The organism is Amycolatopsis sp. NPDC049691 (assembly GCF_040675005.1).
Lineage (GTDB): Bacteria > Actinomycetota > Actinomycetes > Mycobacteriales > Pseudonocardiaceae > Amycolatopsis.
Window position 1 is genome coordinate 81,918 of the sequence record NZ_JBFANX010000007.1, and the last position, 14,824, is coordinate 96,741.

The 14,824-nt window shown below is 73.3% G+C and carries 13 protein-coding genes; 9 read left to right on the forward strand and 4 right to left on the reverse strand.

The window, feature by feature from the left end:
* Window positions 1-13 precede the first annotated feature (13 nt).
* From AB0J40_RS17820 to AB0J40_RS17835, 4 genes are all read left to right on the forward strand, one after another.
* Window positions 14-910, forward strand: coding sequence for an SDR family oxidoreductase (locus AB0J40_RS17820; protein ID WP_364453917.1), 897 nt, complete (start codon window positions 14-16; stop codon window positions 908-910).
* Between the two features lie 56 nt (window positions 911-966).
* Window positions 967-1,560: a helix-turn-helix domain-containing protein gene (locus AB0J40_RS17825; RefSeq protein WP_364453920.1), complete on the forward strand. Its 594-nt coding sequence runs from the start codon at window positions 967-969 to the stop codon at window positions 1,558-1,560.
* Window positions 1,557-3,173 carry a CocE/NonD family hydrolase gene (locus tag AB0J40_RS17830; protein ID WP_364453923.1) on the forward strand — a complete coding sequence of 539 codons (1,617 nt, stop codon included), beginning with the start codon at window positions 1,557-1,559 and terminating at the stop codon, window positions 3,171-3,173. Before AB0J40_RS17825 ends, AB0J40_RS17830 begins: the two co-directional genes overlap by 4 nt.
* Window positions 3,174-3,270: 97 nt before the next feature.
* A complete protein-coding gene (locus tag AB0J40_RS17835) occupies window positions 3,271-5,196 on the forward strand; it encodes a DNA/RNA non-specific endonuclease (RefSeq protein WP_364453926.1) in 1,926 nt (641 codons plus the stop codon).
* On the opposite strand, the gene AB0J40_RS17840 is transcribed toward AB0J40_RS17835, so the two are convergent.
* Together AB0J40_RS17840 and AB0J40_RS17845 are read right to left on the reverse strand one after the other, a co-directional pair.
* Complete coding sequence (locus tag AB0J40_RS17840; RefSeq protein ID WP_364453929.1) at window positions 5,191-6,009, reverse strand: DUF427 domain-containing protein; 819 nt, start codon at window positions 6,007-6,009, stop codon at window positions 5,191-5,193. The genes AB0J40_RS17835 and AB0J40_RS17840 overlap by 6 nt on opposite strands.
* Window positions 6,010-6,206: 197 nt before the next feature.
* A complete protein-coding gene (locus tag AB0J40_RS17845; protein WP_364453932.1) occupies window positions 6,207-7,724 on the reverse strand; it encodes an FAD-dependent monooxygenase in 1,518 nt (505 codons plus the stop codon).
* Window positions 7,725-7,815: 91 nt separating this feature from the next.
* Here AB0J40_RS17845 and AB0J40_RS17850 point away from each other — a divergent pair, with 91 nt between their 5' ends.
* Entirely contained in the window at window positions 7,816-8,538 is a 723-nt protein-coding gene (locus AB0J40_RS17850; RefSeq protein ID WP_364453935.1) for a TetR/AcrR family transcriptional regulator, read from the forward strand.
* Here AB0J40_RS17850 and AB0J40_RS17855 read toward each other — a convergent pair whose 3' ends face one another.
* Entirely contained in the window at window positions 8,539-9,186 is a 648-nt protein-coding gene (locus tag AB0J40_RS17855; RefSeq protein WP_364453937.1) for a GntR family transcriptional regulator, read from the reverse strand.
* A 22-nt stretch (window positions 9,187-9,208) separates the two neighbouring features.
* Here AB0J40_RS17855 and AB0J40_RS17860 point away from each other — a divergent pair, with 22 nt between their 5' ends.
* From AB0J40_RS17860 to AB0J40_RS17875, 4 genes are all read left to right on the forward strand, one after another.
* Window positions 9,209-9,625, forward strand: a complete 417-nt coding sequence (locus tag AB0J40_RS17860; protein ID WP_364453940.1) for a VOC family protein — start codon at window positions 9,209-9,211, stop codon at window positions 9,623-9,625.
* A 216-nt stretch (window positions 9,626-9,841) separates the two neighbouring features.
* A complete protein-coding gene (locus AB0J40_RS17865; protein WP_364453943.1) occupies window positions 9,842-10,585 on the forward strand; it encodes a sigma-70 family RNA polymerase sigma factor in 744 nt (247 codons plus the stop codon).
* A 71-nt stretch (window positions 10,586-10,656) separates the two neighbouring features.
* Window positions 10,657-11,829: a GAF domain-containing protein gene (locus tag AB0J40_RS17870; protein ID WP_364453945.1), complete on the forward strand. Its 1,173-nt coding sequence runs from the start codon at window positions 10,657-10,659 to the stop codon at window positions 11,827-11,829.
* 90 nt (window positions 11,830-11,919) lie between these two features.
* Window positions 11,920-13,734 (forward strand): NAD(P)/FAD-dependent oxidoreductase, encoded by a 1,815-nt coding sequence (locus AB0J40_RS17875; RefSeq protein ID WP_364453947.1) that lies wholly within the window; start codon window positions 11,920-11,922, stop codon window positions 13,732-13,734.
* A 64-nt stretch (window positions 13,735-13,798) separates the two neighbouring features.
* On the opposite strand, the gene AB0J40_RS17880 is transcribed toward AB0J40_RS17875, so the two are convergent.
* Window positions 13,799-14,818 (reverse strand): alpha/beta hydrolase, encoded by a 1,020-nt coding sequence (locus AB0J40_RS17880; RefSeq protein ID WP_364453949.1) that lies wholly within the window; start codon window positions 14,816-14,818, stop codon window positions 13,799-13,801.
* Window positions 14,819-14,824 lie beyond the last annotated feature (6 nt).

The window sequence follows — 14,824 nt, forward strand, 5'->3', positions numbered from 1 at the left end:
AGAGGAAGAACCCATGATCCTGCTGACAGGGGCGACCGGGCTGACCGGATCCGCCGTGCTCGGAGCGTGCGTCGCCGATGGGCTGCCGGTCCGCGCGCTGGTCCGCGACCGCGCGAAGGCCGCCGGCTTCCCGGACGGCGTCGAGGTGGTGACCGGTGACCTGCTCGATCCGCCCGCGGGCGCGTTCGACGGCGTCGACCGGGCCCTGCTGATCTCCTCGGCCGATGAACGGCTCGTCGAGACGCAGCAGGCGTTCATCGACGCCGCGAAGCGGGCCGGTGTGGGGCACGTCGTGAAGCTGTCCGGGCGCGGGTGCCGGAGCACGTCCGGGTTCCGGTTCGCGCGGATGCACGCCGAGATCGAGCGCTACCTCGCGGGCTCCGGGCTCGCCTGGTCGGTCCTGCGGCCGAGCCAGTTCATGCCGGTGTACTTCCGCGAGGTGCCGTCGATCCGGCGCGACGGCGTTCTGGCCCTGCCGATGGGCGAGGCGAAACTCGCGCCGGTCGACGTCGGCGACATCGCCCGCGTCGCCGTCGCGCTGCTGCGCGGCGAAGGCGAGGACGGCGGGCGGTACGAGCTGACCGGGCCCGAGGCGCTGACGATGACCGAGGTCGCCGCGCGGATCTCCGCGGTCGCCGGCCGGCCGGTCTGCTACGCCGACACCGACCCGGCGGCCAAGCGGGCGGAGCTGCTCGCGGCCGGGATCCCCGCCTTCTTCGCCGACGCGATGGACGAGCTGTTCGCCGAACGGCGGACGGGCGCCGAAGAGTCCCAAGTGGACTTGAGCACGCACGAGCGGTTCGGCGTCCGGCCGACGACGTTCGCCGCGTTCGCCCGGCGGCACGCGGCGGTGTTCCGCGGCGAGGCGCCGCCGACCCACCTGTGGGCCTCCGGCTGGCAGCAGGCGTAGCACGGGCCGTTACCGAACACTTGCCTTTTTCTTGACAGCTGTCCATTATCAGAGCGGTGCGAGCCGACTGGACGACCGAAGCACCCGCCAAGGACCGGCGGGTGCGCCGGTCGCGCGCCGCGCTGATGCGGGCCGCCGTCGAGCTCGTGTCCGAACGCGGCTCCACCGGCGTGTCCGTCTCCGAGCTCGCCGAGGCGGCGGACGTCAGCCGACAGGTGCTCTACCAGCAGTTCGGCGACCGCGACTCGCTCCTGCTGGAGGCCGCGCTCGACCTCGTCCGCCGGGAGCTCCTGGCCGACCTGCCCGGCGACGAACGCGCGTCGCTCCTGGCGCTGGCCCGGCACTTCGCCGCGCACCGGCGCTTCTACCGCGCACTGCTGACCGGGACGTCCGCGTTCGCGTTCACCGAGGCGCTGACCGGCCTGTTCCTCCCGCTCAACCGCCGCCACCTCGGCCACGCGCTCGGCGACCGGCTCGGCGCGCGGGAGATCGAGGACCTCGCCACGTTCCTGACCGGCGGGGCGGGCGCGGTCGTCAACGCCTGGGTCGTCGGCGGGCCGGACCCGCTCGACCCGGGCGAGTTCACCGACCGGCTGCTGCGGATCCGGTCGGTCGTCACCGCGACGATCACGAAGGAGGCCGACCGGTGATCAGCCGTGTCCTCGAACGCCTGCTGGAGCTGCCCGCCCCGGCGACCCGGCGCCTGACCGTCCGGCGCGACCTGCGCGTCCCGATGCCCGACGGCGTCGAGCTGCTCGCCGACCGGTGGGCGCCGCGCACGGGCGGGGACGGCCTGCCGACCGCGCTGGTCCGCAGTCCCTACGGGCGGAAAGGCGCGTTCGGCGCGCTGTTCGCCCGGCCGCTGGCCGAACGCGGCTTCCAGGTGCTGATCCAGAGCACGCGGGGCGGCTTCGGCTCCGGCGGCGTGTTCGACCCGCTGCGGCAGGAGCGCGAAGACGGCCTCGCGACGCTGGACTGGGTCGTGCGGCAGCCGTGGTTCGGCGACGCGATGGTGCTCGTCGGCGCGAGCTACCTCGGCTACGTCCAGTGGGCGGTCGCCGACCGCCTGCCGCCGCAGGTGAAGGCGATGGTCCCGCAACTCACCGAATCCGGGCTGACGCTGGAGTTCCTGCGGGAGGACGGCCTTTCGCTGGAGACGCCGTTCGGCTGGGGCGTCCAGGTCGCCGTCCAGGAGCGCCGGTTCGCGCTGCTGCGCCGGCGAAGTCAGGCGAAGAAGCTCGAGCGGGCGCTGAGCACGCTGCCGCTCGCGCAGGCGGACGTCGTCGCCATCGGCCACCGCTCGGACTACATCCAGGACATCCTGGCCCGCCCCGAAACCCACCCGCGGTGGGCCGCGGTCGACCACCGGGCCCGCGTCGCGGACGTCACCGTGCCGGTGAGCGCGGTCGGCGGCTGGTACGACATCTTCCTGCCCGGCCAGCTGCGCGACTTCCGGACGCTGCAGGACACGGGACGGCGGCCCCGGCTGACGGTCGGGCCGTGGACCCACGCCGGCCGGCCCGACCTGCTCGCCGGCACGGGCGTCACGCTCCGCGAGGCGCTCGGCTTCGGGCTCGCGCACGCCCGCGGCGAGGAGCCGCCGGAGCGCGCGCCCGTCCGGTTGTTCGTCATGGGCGAGGAAGCCTGGCGCGACTTCGCTTCGTGGCCACCGGAAGGCTATGCGCCGCAACGGTTCCACCTCCACGGCGGCGGCGCGCTGTCGGTGGGTGGGCCCGCGGAGTCCGAGCCGGACCGTTACCGCTACGACCCGGCGGACCCGACCCCCGCGGCCGGCGGCGTGCGCATGGCCCCGGACGCCGGCCGCGTCGACAACGCGGCCCTGGAAGCCCGCGCCGACGTCCTCACCTACACCACCGCCGTGCTCAACGAAGACGTCGAAGTCGTCGGGGACGTCGGCGCGGAGATCTGCTTCCGCAGCAGCCTGCCGTTCGCCGACGTCTTCGTCCGGCTCTGCGACGTCGAGCCCGGCGGCCGGTCGGTCAACGTCTGCGACGGGCTGACGAGCCTGACGGGCGCCGAAAAACTGACCGCGATCAGCGTGCGGTTGTGGCCGACGGCGCACCGCTTCCGGCGCGGGCACCGCATCCGGGTCCAGGTGTCCAGCGGCGCGTTCCCCCGCTACGCCCGCAATCCCGGCACCGGCGAGCCCCATGCCACCGCGACCACCCTGCGCGCGGCGGACCAGGAGGTCCACCACGACCCGGCGCACCCGTCGGCGATCGTGCTGCCGGTCCGGATGTAAGGGGTTGAAAAGAACTTTCCGGCAGTCAACCCGGATTCTGTAACGAATTCCGCAGCGGCACGACTAACGCGGTGCTCCGATTCCCCCGGGAGGCACCGTGGACGTCAGGACGGACCAGCAGTCCGAACAGGAACGCGCCGCCGCCACGCGGGCCGCGGAACGGGCCGGGCAGCGGCGGGCGAAGATCGCCTTGCTGCGCAAGCCCGGCGGGATGGCCGAAGCCGACGAGCCCAGCCGCGTCGCCACCCGGATCGACCGGCTCGGCCGCTACTACCCCGACGTGCGGCCGGTGAACCCGGCGGCGATCGCGGCGGGCGACCCGGCGGCGATGACCGCCGCGGGCGCGATCCTCGAACGGATCGTGCTCACCGACGACCTCCTCGGCGTGGGCTACCTCGAAGGCGGCGTCACGGCTTCGGCCGCCGTCGGCCGGGTGAACATCCGCGACGACCGTGGCCGGCTGACCGGCTACGGCACGGGTTCGCTGGTGTCGCCGGAACTGCTGCTCACCAACCACCACGTGCTGCCCGACCCGGCGACAGCCGGGTTCAGCGTCGTCGAGTTCGACTACCAGGACGGTGTCGACGGCCTGCCCCGGCCGGTGCGCGCGTTCGGCCTCGACCCGGATCGCTTCTTCGTGGCCGACGAAGACCTCGACTTCGCGCTCGTCGCCGTCAAAGCGGCCGCGGACGACCTGCGGCCGTTCGGGTTCAACCGGCTGATCGGCAGCGAGGGCAAGGCGATCGTCGGCGACTTCGTCACGATCATCCAGCACCCGCGCGGCGGCAAGAAGCAGGTGGCGTTGCGGGAAAACCGGATCGTCGACGTCCTCGAGAAGTTCCTGCACTACGAAACCGACACCGAACCCGGGTCGTCGGGCTCGCCGGTGTTCAACGACCAGTGGGAGGTCGTGGCCCTGCACCACGCCAGCGTCCCGGCCGAGGGGCACGCGGAGTACGGCGGGTTCCTGAACGAGGGGATCCGGGTCAGCCGGCTGCTGGAATTCCTGCGCGGCCAACGGTTTCCGGCCGATCGGCAGGCGATGGTCGACCGGCTCGCCACCCGGCCCGAACGCGCCCGCCCGGTCGCCGACGGCGGTCCCCAGGTGCTCACCCTCACGACCCCGGTCGACATCCGGCTGCGCGCCGAACCGGCGCCGGCGGCCGCGACCGGGCGGATCGACCCCGACTACTCGAACCGCGAAGGCTACGACCCGGGCTTCCTGCCCGGGCACACCGTGCCGCTGCCCACCCTGCCCGACGCCCTCGTCCCGCTGGCCGCGGAGAACCGCCAGGCGACGAGCGAGCCACGGTACGTCCTGCCGTACCACCACTTCAGCGTCGTCATGAACAAGGTGCGGCGCCTGGCCTTCTTCACCGCGGTCAACATCGACGGCCGGACCGGCCAGGCGCTGCGCCGCGAGGCCGACCACTGGTCGCTGGACCCCAGGGTCGATGTCGCCGAGCAGGTCGGCGAGGAGATCTACCAGGCCAACCCGCTCGACCGCGGGCACCTGGTCCGCCGCCTCGACCCCGCGTGGGGCGCGCTCGCGCAGGCCGGCAACGACGACACGTTCCACTTCACCAACTGCTCGCCGCAGCACAAGGACTTCAACCAGAACAAGACCACGTGGGCCGGGCTCGAGGACTACGTGCTGAACAACGCGCAGAACTCCGCGCTGCGGGTCAGCGTGGTGACCGGCCCGGTGCTCGCCGGGGACGACGACCGGTACCGCGGGGTCCAGCTGCCCCGCCAGTTCTGGAAGGTGGTCGCGATGGTGAAGGCGGACGGGACGCTGTCGGCGACGGCGTACCTGCTGAGCCAGGAGGAGCTGATCCACGGCCTGGAGGCCGCGGGCGAGTTCAGCTACGGCGCCTACCGCACGTTCCAGGTGCCGGTGCGGCGCGTCGAGGCGCTCACCGGGCTGTCGTTCGGTGCGTTGCCGGACGCGGACTCGTTGGAGCGCCTGGAATCGACCGGGACGGTGAAGGAGATCGGGAGCCCGGCCGACCTGGTGCTATGACCAGGGCGTGACGGGCCGCGGCAGGCGTTCCCCGTCGAGGACGACGTCGACGCGCTCGGTGAGGAAGGCGATGAGCCCGGCGATCTCCCGCGCGTCGGACAGCGGCTCTTCGTAGGTCCAGGCCAGGTCGCGGTGCCCGCCCACCGACCAGTAGGAGGCGTGTCCTTTGTAGGCGCAGGTGGTGCGCGTGTCCGACGGCGTGAGCAGGTCCATCCGGACGTCTTCGCGTGGCAGGTAGTACCGGGTCGTGATGCCGGTTTCGAAGAGCATGCGCGGCGTGCTGGAGTCGGCCACGACGACGCCGTCCACTTCGACCCGCACCCGGCTGTCGCTGCGCCGGATGTCGATGCGGGAGAAGGGGTCCCGCGGGTGCCCGACGATCGGCTCGGCCTCCTCGAGCCACTCGTCGAAGGCGGCGAAGTCGAGGACGACGTGCTCGGCGAGGTCGGGATCGGCGGGCCGGAACCCCGCGCCCGGCAGGGTCACGCCGTCGGCGGCCAGGGTCAGGGGCTCGCCGGCGCAGGTGTGCACGGCGAACGCGGTCCGCGGGTCGAGGACCGGCGGACCGCCGTCGGCCAGCCGCACCGGGTGTTCCGCCTCGGCCGCGGCGCCGGCCGGGGTCAGGGTGGCGTGCACGTCGGCGAGGGGGAACGCGTAGGAGGGAACGACCCGTTTCGGTTCCCAGACCAGCACGGCCCGCCGCGAGCCGGCGAAGGTCCGTCCACTCGCGACGGCCCGCACCCGCTTGGCCACCGGTTCGTACCGCAGCGCGGCCAGGTCCCCGGTGAACCGCGCGCCCATGCGTGTCGCCATGGGTCCACGATCCGCGCCGGACCGCGGCCCCGTCAACACCCGCCGGACCTACGTAAGGTGACCGCCCGGGCGCGTAGGCAGTGAGCCACCAACGGCGCCGGTCCTGCGCGGCCGGGCCGACGCGGGCGATCGCCCGGCACCGGTCGCGCGCTGCGAACCGCGCCGCCGCCCACCGGCACCTCTCGCCGCCCGAGCCGTCAACACCCGCCCGCCGGACCGAGCCATTTCGCCAACGCCGACCGCAACTCCTCCTCAGCCAGGTCACCCACCGAAGCCCACGCCAGATAACCGTCCGGGCGCACCAATGCCGCCAGCTCCTGGTCTGAGAACGCCAGCGGCCGGGCCGTCACCACGCGGAGCCTGCTCCCCCACCCCTCCGCCACCCGAGCCGCTCCCGTTCCCGTGTCCACCAGCACCGCTCGGCCGTCGCGGAATCGGCTTGCCAGCGTTGTTCCGTCGGCCAAGGCCAGATCCGGTACCCGGTGGCCGATCAGCGGGAAGTCGCCCGGGAGGTCGTAGTGCTGCCGGCCGCCGCCGATGCTCGACACCACGTGGGTCGCGCCGTCCGGGGTGTCGAGCAGGTCGGCCACCACTTCGCGCAACGCCTCCGCCCGCGGTCCGCGCGGGGCGCTCAGTGCCGTCTGCGCCAGGCTCCAGCGCTGTACCCAGGCCCCGATCGGGTGCCGTTCGGGTGTGTAGGTGTCCAGCAGGGACTCCGGCGCGAGCCGGCGCGCGACCAGGGCGAGCTTCCACCCCAGGTTGACCGCGTCGCCGAGGCCCAGGTTGAGGCCCTGGCCGCCGGCGGGCGAATGCACGTGCGCGGCGTCGCCGCACAGCAGGACGCGGCCGCGCCGATAGGTCGTGGCCTGGCGGGTCGTGTCCGTGTACCGGGTGCCGACGTGCACGCGCGTGACCGCCACGTCCGTGCCGCTGACCCGCCGCAGGCTGGCCTGCATCTCCGCCGCGGTCACCGGCTCGTCGCGCTTCGCGGTCACCTCGTACTCGACCGTGTGCACGCGCGGCGGTTCGCCGTCGCCGCCCCAGCCGCCGAGGACGTACGAGCCGTCCTCCCCGTGCTGCCAGCCGCCCGCGACGAGCTTCTCCGGCGCGTCGAGGTCCACCACCGCCTGCCGCCCGGTGAAGACGGGGTTCACGCCCGGGAACTCGAACCCGGCCAGCCGGCGCACGGTGCTGCGGCCGCCGTCGGCGCCCGCCAGCCAGCCGGCCCGGATCTCCCCCTGTCCCGTGTGGACGGTCACGCCGTCGTCGTCCGCGGCGAACCCCGTCAGCGCGACGCCGTGCCGCACCTCCACCGCCGCCCACGCGCGGAGGATCTCCTCCAGATCGGCCTGGCCGATCACGCCGGCGCCGAGGAACTCCTCGCCGGGACCGGGCGGCCGAAGCCGGTCGGCCCGGATGCCGATCCCGGCGAAATGCCCGACGAAGACGTCGCCCGAAGCGCCGCCGGGAGCCGGCAGCGCCTGCGGGCCGACCCACATCGCGGCCGCCCGTTCGACGGCGGGCAGCAGGCCGCGCAGGTGCAAGGCGTGCACCGAGGGCGTGTTGAGCCCCCGCGCCCCCATCGCCCCGAAGCGGGCCCGCGGCGTTTCCGCCTCCCGTTCCAGCACCAGCACCCGGGCCCCGCCCAGCCGCAGCTCGCCCGCCAGCGCCAGGCCCACCGGGCCACCGCCGGCCACCACCACGTCGAAGTCCATCTCCCCGCCCCCAAAACCCGGAACAGCGTGCTCAGTAAAAACCAGGCTAGCGAACTGGGTACAGTGTTCGCAATAACGAAGGAGGTCCGCGGTGCCGTCGAACGACCAGTCGCCGCTCTGGCTGCGTCCCGAGCAGGGCACGCGCGGCCCGAAGCCCGCGCACACCCGGCGCGACGTCGCACTGGCCGCCATCCGGATCGCCGACGCCGACGGCCTCGACGCCGTGTCGATGCGGCGCGTCGCGGCCGAACTCGGCGCCGGCACGACCTCGCTCTACCGGTACGTGTCCAAAAAGGACGAAATACTGGAGCTGATGGGCGACGAAGTGCTCGGCGAGCTGCGCGACACCGAGCTGCCCGCCGGCTGGCGCGAGGCCCTGCGCACGATCGCCCGGGCCCTGCGGGAGGTCTGCCTGCGGCACCCGTGGTTCGCGAACGTCCTCGCGGGCCGCGCCATCCACGGCCCGCACAGCCTCCACTGGCGCGAGCGCACGCTCTCGGCGTTCGACGGCATGGACCTCGGCACCGACGAGATGCTCGCCGCGCTCGGCACGCTCTCGGCGTTCGTCCTGGGCCACGTGCTCGGCGAGCTGGCCGACCGCGAGGCGGCGCGACGATCGGGCCTCAGCCACGACCAGTGGATGGAGCGGGAAGGCGAGTACGGTCCGATGATCATGGCCAGCGGCGAGTACCCGCGGTTCACGCGGGTGATGGTCGAGGCCGAGCTGCCGCACGCCGCCGACCGCCAGGAGCGCGGCTTCGAAGCGGGACTGGACCGGGTGCTGGCCGGGATCGCCGCCCACCTGCCGGCGTAGTCAGGACCGCCCGGTGAGCACGTCGAACGCGTGGCGGCGATGGACGGCGAAGAGGGCGAGGGCCGCGTCGCGGTCACCGGCCCGCAGCACCTCGGCGAGCTCCCGGTGCTCGGCCGGAATGCCCGCGAGGTAGCCCTCGGACTCGACGCCGATCCGGGTCAGCAGGAAGAGGTGGACCTGCGAGCGGATCGCTTCCCACGCTTCGCGCAGGCGGCGGTGGCCGGCGGCGGCGTAGACCGCGTCGTGGAAGTCGAGGTCGCAGCGGACCATCTCGTGCTCGTCGGCCGCCCGCTCCATGCGCGCGACCGCGGCGTCGACCGCCGCCAGCTCGGGTCCGCGGTCGACCACCAGCGTGACGGCCAGCTGTTCCAGCGCCGCCCGCAGGCTGTCCAGCTCGGCGACGTCCACTTCGGACAGTGCGGTCACCGTCGTGCCCCGGTGCCATTCGCTCCGGACGAGTCCCTCGCGCTCGAGCTTGAGCAGCGCCTCCCGCACCGGGCCGCGGCTGACGCCCAGCGCGTCCGCCAGCTCCACCTCGCGCAGCGAACCGCCCGGCGGGTAGGTGCCGTCGAAGATCGCATCCCGGATGCGGTCGGCGACCTCGTCGGCCAGGCCGCGACGGCGGGCGGGAGCCACTTGAGCACTCATGTCTTAATGTTAACATTCAGACATGACGATCCCGCGCTTCCACCTCGCCATGCCCGTCGACGACCTGGCCGCCGCCCGCCGCTTCTACGGCGAGGTCCTCGGCCTCGACCAGGGCCGCAGCGCCGAGACCTGGGTCGACTGGAACCTGCACGGCCACCAGTTCGTCACGCACCTGGCGCCGAAGGGGCCGGAGCGGATCCACAACCCCGTCGACGGCCACGACGTGCCGGTCCCCCACTTCGGGCTCATCCTGACGATTCCCGAGTTCCGCTCGCTCGCCGAGCGGCTGCGCGCCGCCGGGACGGAGTTCGTGATCGAGCCCTACGTCCGCTTCGAGGGGCAGCCCGGCGAGCAGTGGACGATGTTCCTGCTCGACCCCGCCGGGAACGCACTGGAGTTCAAGGCCTTCGCCGACGACTCACAGGTCTTCGCGGTCTGATGAGCCCCACGAGGCTCCCGGGTGCGCCTTCGCCGCCGGGTCGAGCAGCCCGAAGGCGTTCGCGGCGAAGACAACGCACGGCGGGACCCGCGGCCTCGCAGCCGGAGTCCACTGTGGACACGCCGGGCGAGCACCGACCGGGTGGGCCGGCGGCCGACTGTGCCGTACACTGCCGTACCTCTTACTTTGAGTGCCACCTGGTGACGGAGAGTGCTGATGGGGAACGCCGCCGACGAGCCGCCGGACGCGGTGCTGCTCGCCGCCTTCCGCGCCGGTGACCTCGACGCCGGCGGTGCCCTCTTCCGCCGGCACGCCGAGCCGCTGCGGCGGACCGCGGCAGCGTGGGCCGAGCAGCCCGCGGAGCGCGACGACCTGGTGGCCGAGACCTTCGCCCGGGTGCTGGCCGTGGTGCGCGCGGGCGGCGGCCCGGACGGCGACCTGCGGCCCTACCTCGTGGTGACGCTGCGGAACCTGGTGTTCCGCTGGAGCAGGCAGGGCAGCCGGGTCGAGCTGTGCGAGACGGTCCCGGAGACGACTTCGAGCGGCGCCGACGAGCTGGCCCTGCACCGGTCGAACGAGAAGCTCGCGTGGTCGGCGTACCGCACGCTGCCCGGCCGGTGGCGGACGGTGCTCTGGCGGACCGAGGCCGAGGGCGACACGCCGACGGAGGTGGCGCCGCTGCTGGGCCTGTCGCCGAACAGCGTGTCGGCGCTGGCGATGCGGGCGCGGGAGGGGCTGCGCCAGGCGTACCTGCAGGTCCAGGTGCCCGACGCGGAGGAGCCGGTGTGCCGCGAGCCCCGTCGCCGCATGGGCGCGTGGGTGCGGGGCGCGCTGTCCCCGCGGCGGGCGAGCGCGGTCGCCGCGCACATCGCGGGCTGCGGCGCGTGCCGTTCGGTGGCGCGGGGGCTGGACGAGGCGAACCGCGAACTGCCGGGCTCGGCGGCCCGCCTCACCGGCTGACCACCGTTGCGCGAAGGTTGCCCCGACCCCACGTCCCGGGGTTACCGTGAAGCCCGGCCCAGGAGGTGGCGGTGGACGACGAAGTCTGCGCGGTCCGGCCCGGCACCGACGTCGCCGGGCACGCCCGGCTGCTCGCCGGCATCCACGACGCCGTCCTCGCCGGACGCGCGCCGGCGAAGGCGCCGCGCCGGCTCGTCGAACGGTCCTGGCGCCGGGTCGCCGCGCAGGGGGTCGATCCCGACCGGCCGCCCGCGCCCGATCCCGTCGGGGCCGCCGAAGTCGAACGGCGGCGGACGGTCTGCCGGCTGAACGAGGTCCTGCCCGAGCTGCGCGGCGCGCTGACGTCGGTCGCCGAGGACGCGCACCACCTCATGGTCGTCACCGACGCCGACGGCGTCGTCCTCTGGCGCGAAGGCGCCCGGCGGGTGCGCCACCGCGCCGACTCGCTCGGCTTCACCGAGGGCGCCGTCTGGTCGGAGCCGGCGATCGGCAGCAACGCGATCGGCACCGCGCTGGCCGAGGCCGCGCCGGTGCAGATGTTCGCCGCCGAGCACTTCGTGCGCTCGCACCACACCTGGACCTGCACCGCCTCGCCGGTGCACGACCCGCGCACCGGCGAGCTGCTCGGGATCGTCGACGTCAGCGGCCCGGCCGAGACGGTCCACCCGATGACCGTCGCCCTGGTCGGGACGTCGGTGCGGCTGGCCGAGGCCGTCCTCCGCCAGCGGCACGAGGCCCGCCTGGAAGCGCTGCGCCGGCTGTCCGGTCCCCTGCTGAGCACGGCCGGGCTCGTCGTCGACGACCACGGCTGGGTCGCGGCGCAGCGCGGCGTCCACGGGATCGACCGCGTCGCCGCGCCCCGCCACGGCGTCCCGGTCGCGGTGCGCGGCATCGGCGCGTGCGAGCCCGAACCGGTGCCCGGCGGCTGGCTCCTGCGCCCCAGCCGGCGCGAAACCCTGCGGCTCACCCTCGAACTCGACCCGCCGCGCGCGGTCGTCGAAGGGTCCGCCCGGTGGACGCACCCGCTCGGCAGGCGGCAGGCGGACCTGCTGCGGCTGATCGCGACCGCGGGCCCGGCCGGGGTGTCGGCGGCGCAGCTGTCGGAGACCGTCTACGGCGACCGCACGCACCTGGTGACCGTGCGCGCCGAGCTGTCCCGGCTGCGCAAGCTGATCGGCGGCCTGCTGCTCGCACGCCCGTACCGGTTCGCCCCCGGCGTCGAAGTCGTGCTGATGCAACCTTAGGGCAACCCTTACGCGGACCCCTCCGGTCGAGGTTGGCTGCGCTGAACGCGCCGCCGACGACGACGGTGCCCGAGACGGGGAGGTCCGCTCATGACCCAGACCCTCGAACCGGCCGCGGCCCTCGATGCCCGGCAGCGCGTCGACGGCTGGCTCGCCGACTTCGAGGCCGCGCTCGCGGCCCGCGACGCCGACCGGGCGGCCGCCCTCTTCGCCACGACGTCGTTCTGGCGCGACCTCATCGCGTTCACCTGGAACCTCAAGACGGTCGAAAACCCCGACGGTGTCAAGGATCTGCTGCTGGCCACCATGGACGGCACCGACGCGACCGGCTTCCACACGACCGAGGAGCCGACCGAGGCCGGCGGGATCGTCGAGGCGTGGATCGGGTTCGAGACGGCCGTCGGGCGCGGCCGCGGCCACCTGCGGCTCAACGACGAAGGCGCGTTCACGTTCCTCACGACGTTGTACGAGCTGAAGGGTCACGAGGAGCCGCTCGGCACCGCGCGGCCGAAGGGCGCGGAGCACGGCATCAACCGCGACCGCGTCACCTGGGCCGAGGCGCGGCAGGCGGAAGCCGCCGAGCTGGGCAGGACGCGGCAGCCGTACGTCGTCGTCATCGGCGGCGGGCAGGGCGGGATCGCACTGGGTGCCCGGCTGCGGCAGCTGGGCGTGCCGCACGTGGTCGTCGACCGGTACGCGCGCCCGGGCGACCAGTGGCGCGGCCGGTACAAGTCGCTGTGCCTGCACGACCCGGTCTGGTACGACCACCTGCCCTACCTGGACTTCCCGCGCAACTGGCCGGTGTTCGCGCCGAAGGACAAGATCGCGGACTGGCTCGAGATGTACACGAAGGTCATGGAGGTGAACTACTGGTCGTCGACGACCTGCAAGAGCGCCTCCTACGACGAAGAGGCGAAGGAGTGGACCGTCGTCCTCGATCGCGACGGCGAAGAAGTCGTGCTGCGGCCGAAGCAGCTCGTGCTCGCGACCGGTATGTCGGGCAAGCCGAACGTCCCGGTGCTGCCGGGCCAGGACCGCTTCCAAGGCGAGCAGCACCACAGCTCGCAGCACCCCGGACCGGACGCCTACCGCGGCAAGAAGGCCGTGATCATCGGGTCGAACAACTCGGCGTTCGACATCTGCGGCGCGCTGTGGGAGGCCGGCGCCGACGTCACGATGGTCCAGCGCAGCTCGACGCACATCGTGAAGTCGGACTCGCTGATGGACCTCGGCCTCGGCGACCTCTATTCGGAGCGTGCCCTGGAAGCCGGGATGACGACGCAGAAGGCGGACCTGACGTTCGCCTCGCTCCCCTACCGGATCATGCACACGTTCCAGCAGCCGGTGTACGCGGCGATCAAGGAGCGCGACCAGGAGTTCTACGACCGCCTCGAAGCCGCGGGCTTCCGCCACGACTGGGGCGACGACGACTCCGGGCTGTTCATGAAGTACCTGCGCCGCGGCTCGGGCTACTACATCGACGTGGGCGCGGCGGACCTGGTGGCCAACGGCGACGTCAAGCTGGCGCACGGTCAGGTCGTTTCCCTCACCGAGACGTCGGTCGTGCTCGACGACGGCACCGAGCTGGAGGCCGACCTGGTCGTCTACGCGACCGGCTACGGCTCGATGAACGGCTGGGCGGCCGACCTGATCAGCCAGGAGGTCGCGGACAAGGTCGGCAAGGTGTGGGGCCTGGGTTCGGACACGACCAAGGACCCCGGCCCGTGGGAGGGTGAGCAGCGGAACATGTGGAAGCCCACGCAGCAGGAGGGCTTGTGGTTCCACGGCGGGAACCTGCACCAGTCCCGGCACTATTCGCTTTACCTGGCCCTGCAGCTGAAAGCCCGCGCCGAAGGCATCCCGACGCCGGTCTACGGGCTGCAGGAGGTACACCACCTGGCCTAGTGCGTGATCGCCGGGCTCGTCAGCACGACGAGCCCGGCGATCAGGCCGAATCCTGCGCTGCGGCTCAGCGCTTCACCGGCGGAACACGCCCCAGCTGACGGCGCAGCCAAGCCCCTCGAGCGGCGATGGCGTCCCGCGAGAGCACGGCATCGGGAACCACGACGTCGAACCCGTGGAACCCGCCGGGCCAGACGTGCAGCTCGACGCGGCCGCCCGCCTGCCACATGCGGCTCGCGTAGGCGACGTCCTCGTCCCGGAACGTTTCGGCCGACCCGACGTCGACGTACGTGGACGGCAGGCCGGACAGGTCCGCGGCGCGGGAAGGCGAAGCGTACGGAGACACGTCCGGCCCTCCGCGAACGCCGTCGCCGAGGAGCGCGTTCCAGCCGGTCTCGTTCGAGGAGCGGTCCCAGATGCCGACGCCGCGCATCTGCCGGGCGGAGGGCGAGTCGTTGCGGTCGTCGAGCATCGGCGACAGGAGCAGCTGGGCCAGGACGGCCGGGCCGGTGCGGTCGCGTGCCAGCAAGGTGACACCGGCCGCGAGGCCGCCGCCGGCGCTCGCACCGCCGATGACGATGCGCTCGGGGTCGATGCCGAGCTCGTGGGCGTGAGCCGACAGCCACACCAGGCCCGCGTAGCAGTCCTCGACGGGACCCGGGTGGGGTGTCTCGGGTGCGAGCCGGTACTCGATCGAGACCACGGCCAGGCCCATCGGTTCGGCCAGGTCCACCATCTCGGCCAGGCCGAACCGGTTGTCGCCGACGATCATGCCGCCGCCGTGGATGTGGTAGATCGCCGGGGCCGGGGCCGCCGCGTGCTTCGGGAGGCAGATCAGCAGCGAGATGTCCGGTTCCCCGGCCGGCCCCGGCACCGTCCGCTCCTCGACGCGGTAGGCGCCACCGCGCGAGAGGATCTCGTCGGTCGGGGTCTGCACCCCGGGGACGGGCTTGCGCATCTCGACGATGGTGTCCGGACGGTACGCGTCGGGCGGGCGCAGGCTGCTCAGCATCTCGACGACCGGAGCGAGCTCCGGATCGAAGGGTGGCGGTGGTCCGACCGGCTGGGCGGTGACTTGCGTAGTCATGGGTTC

Bases quoted from the DNA above. Each gene is read 5' to 3' on its own strand.
- AB0J40_RS17820 (WP_364453917.1), top strand. From the start codon at position 14: ATGATCCTGCTGACAGGGGCGACCGGGCTGACCGGATCCGCCGTGCTC.
- AB0J40_RS17840 (WP_364453929.1), bottom strand. From the start codon at position 6,009: ATGGCGACACGCATGGGCGCGCGGTTCACCGGGGACCTGGCCGCGCTG.
- AB0J40_RS17845 (WP_364453932.1), bottom strand. From the start codon at position 7,724: ATGGACTTCGACGTGGTGGTGGCCGGCGGTGGCCCGGTGGGCCTGGCG.
- AB0J40_RS17855 (WP_364453937.1), bottom strand. From the start codon at position 9,186: ATGAGTGCTCAAGTGGCTCCCGCCCGCCGTCGCGGCCTGGCCGACGAG.
- AB0J40_RS17860 (WP_364453940.1), top strand. From the start codon at position 9,209: ATGACGATCCCGCGCTTCCACCTCGCCATGCCCGTCGACGACCTGGCC.
- AB0J40_RS17865 (WP_364453943.1), top strand. From the start codon at position 9,842: ATGGGGAACGCCGCCGACGAGCCGCCGGACGCGGTGCTGCTCGCCGCC.
- AB0J40_RS17875 (WP_364453947.1), top strand. From the start codon at position 11,920: ATGACCCAGACCCTCGAACCGGCCGCGGCCCTCGATGCCCGGCAGCGC.
- AB0J40_RS17880 (WP_364453949.1), bottom strand. From the start codon at position 14,818: ATGACTACGCAAGTCACCGCCCAGCCGGTCGGACCACCGCCACCCTTC.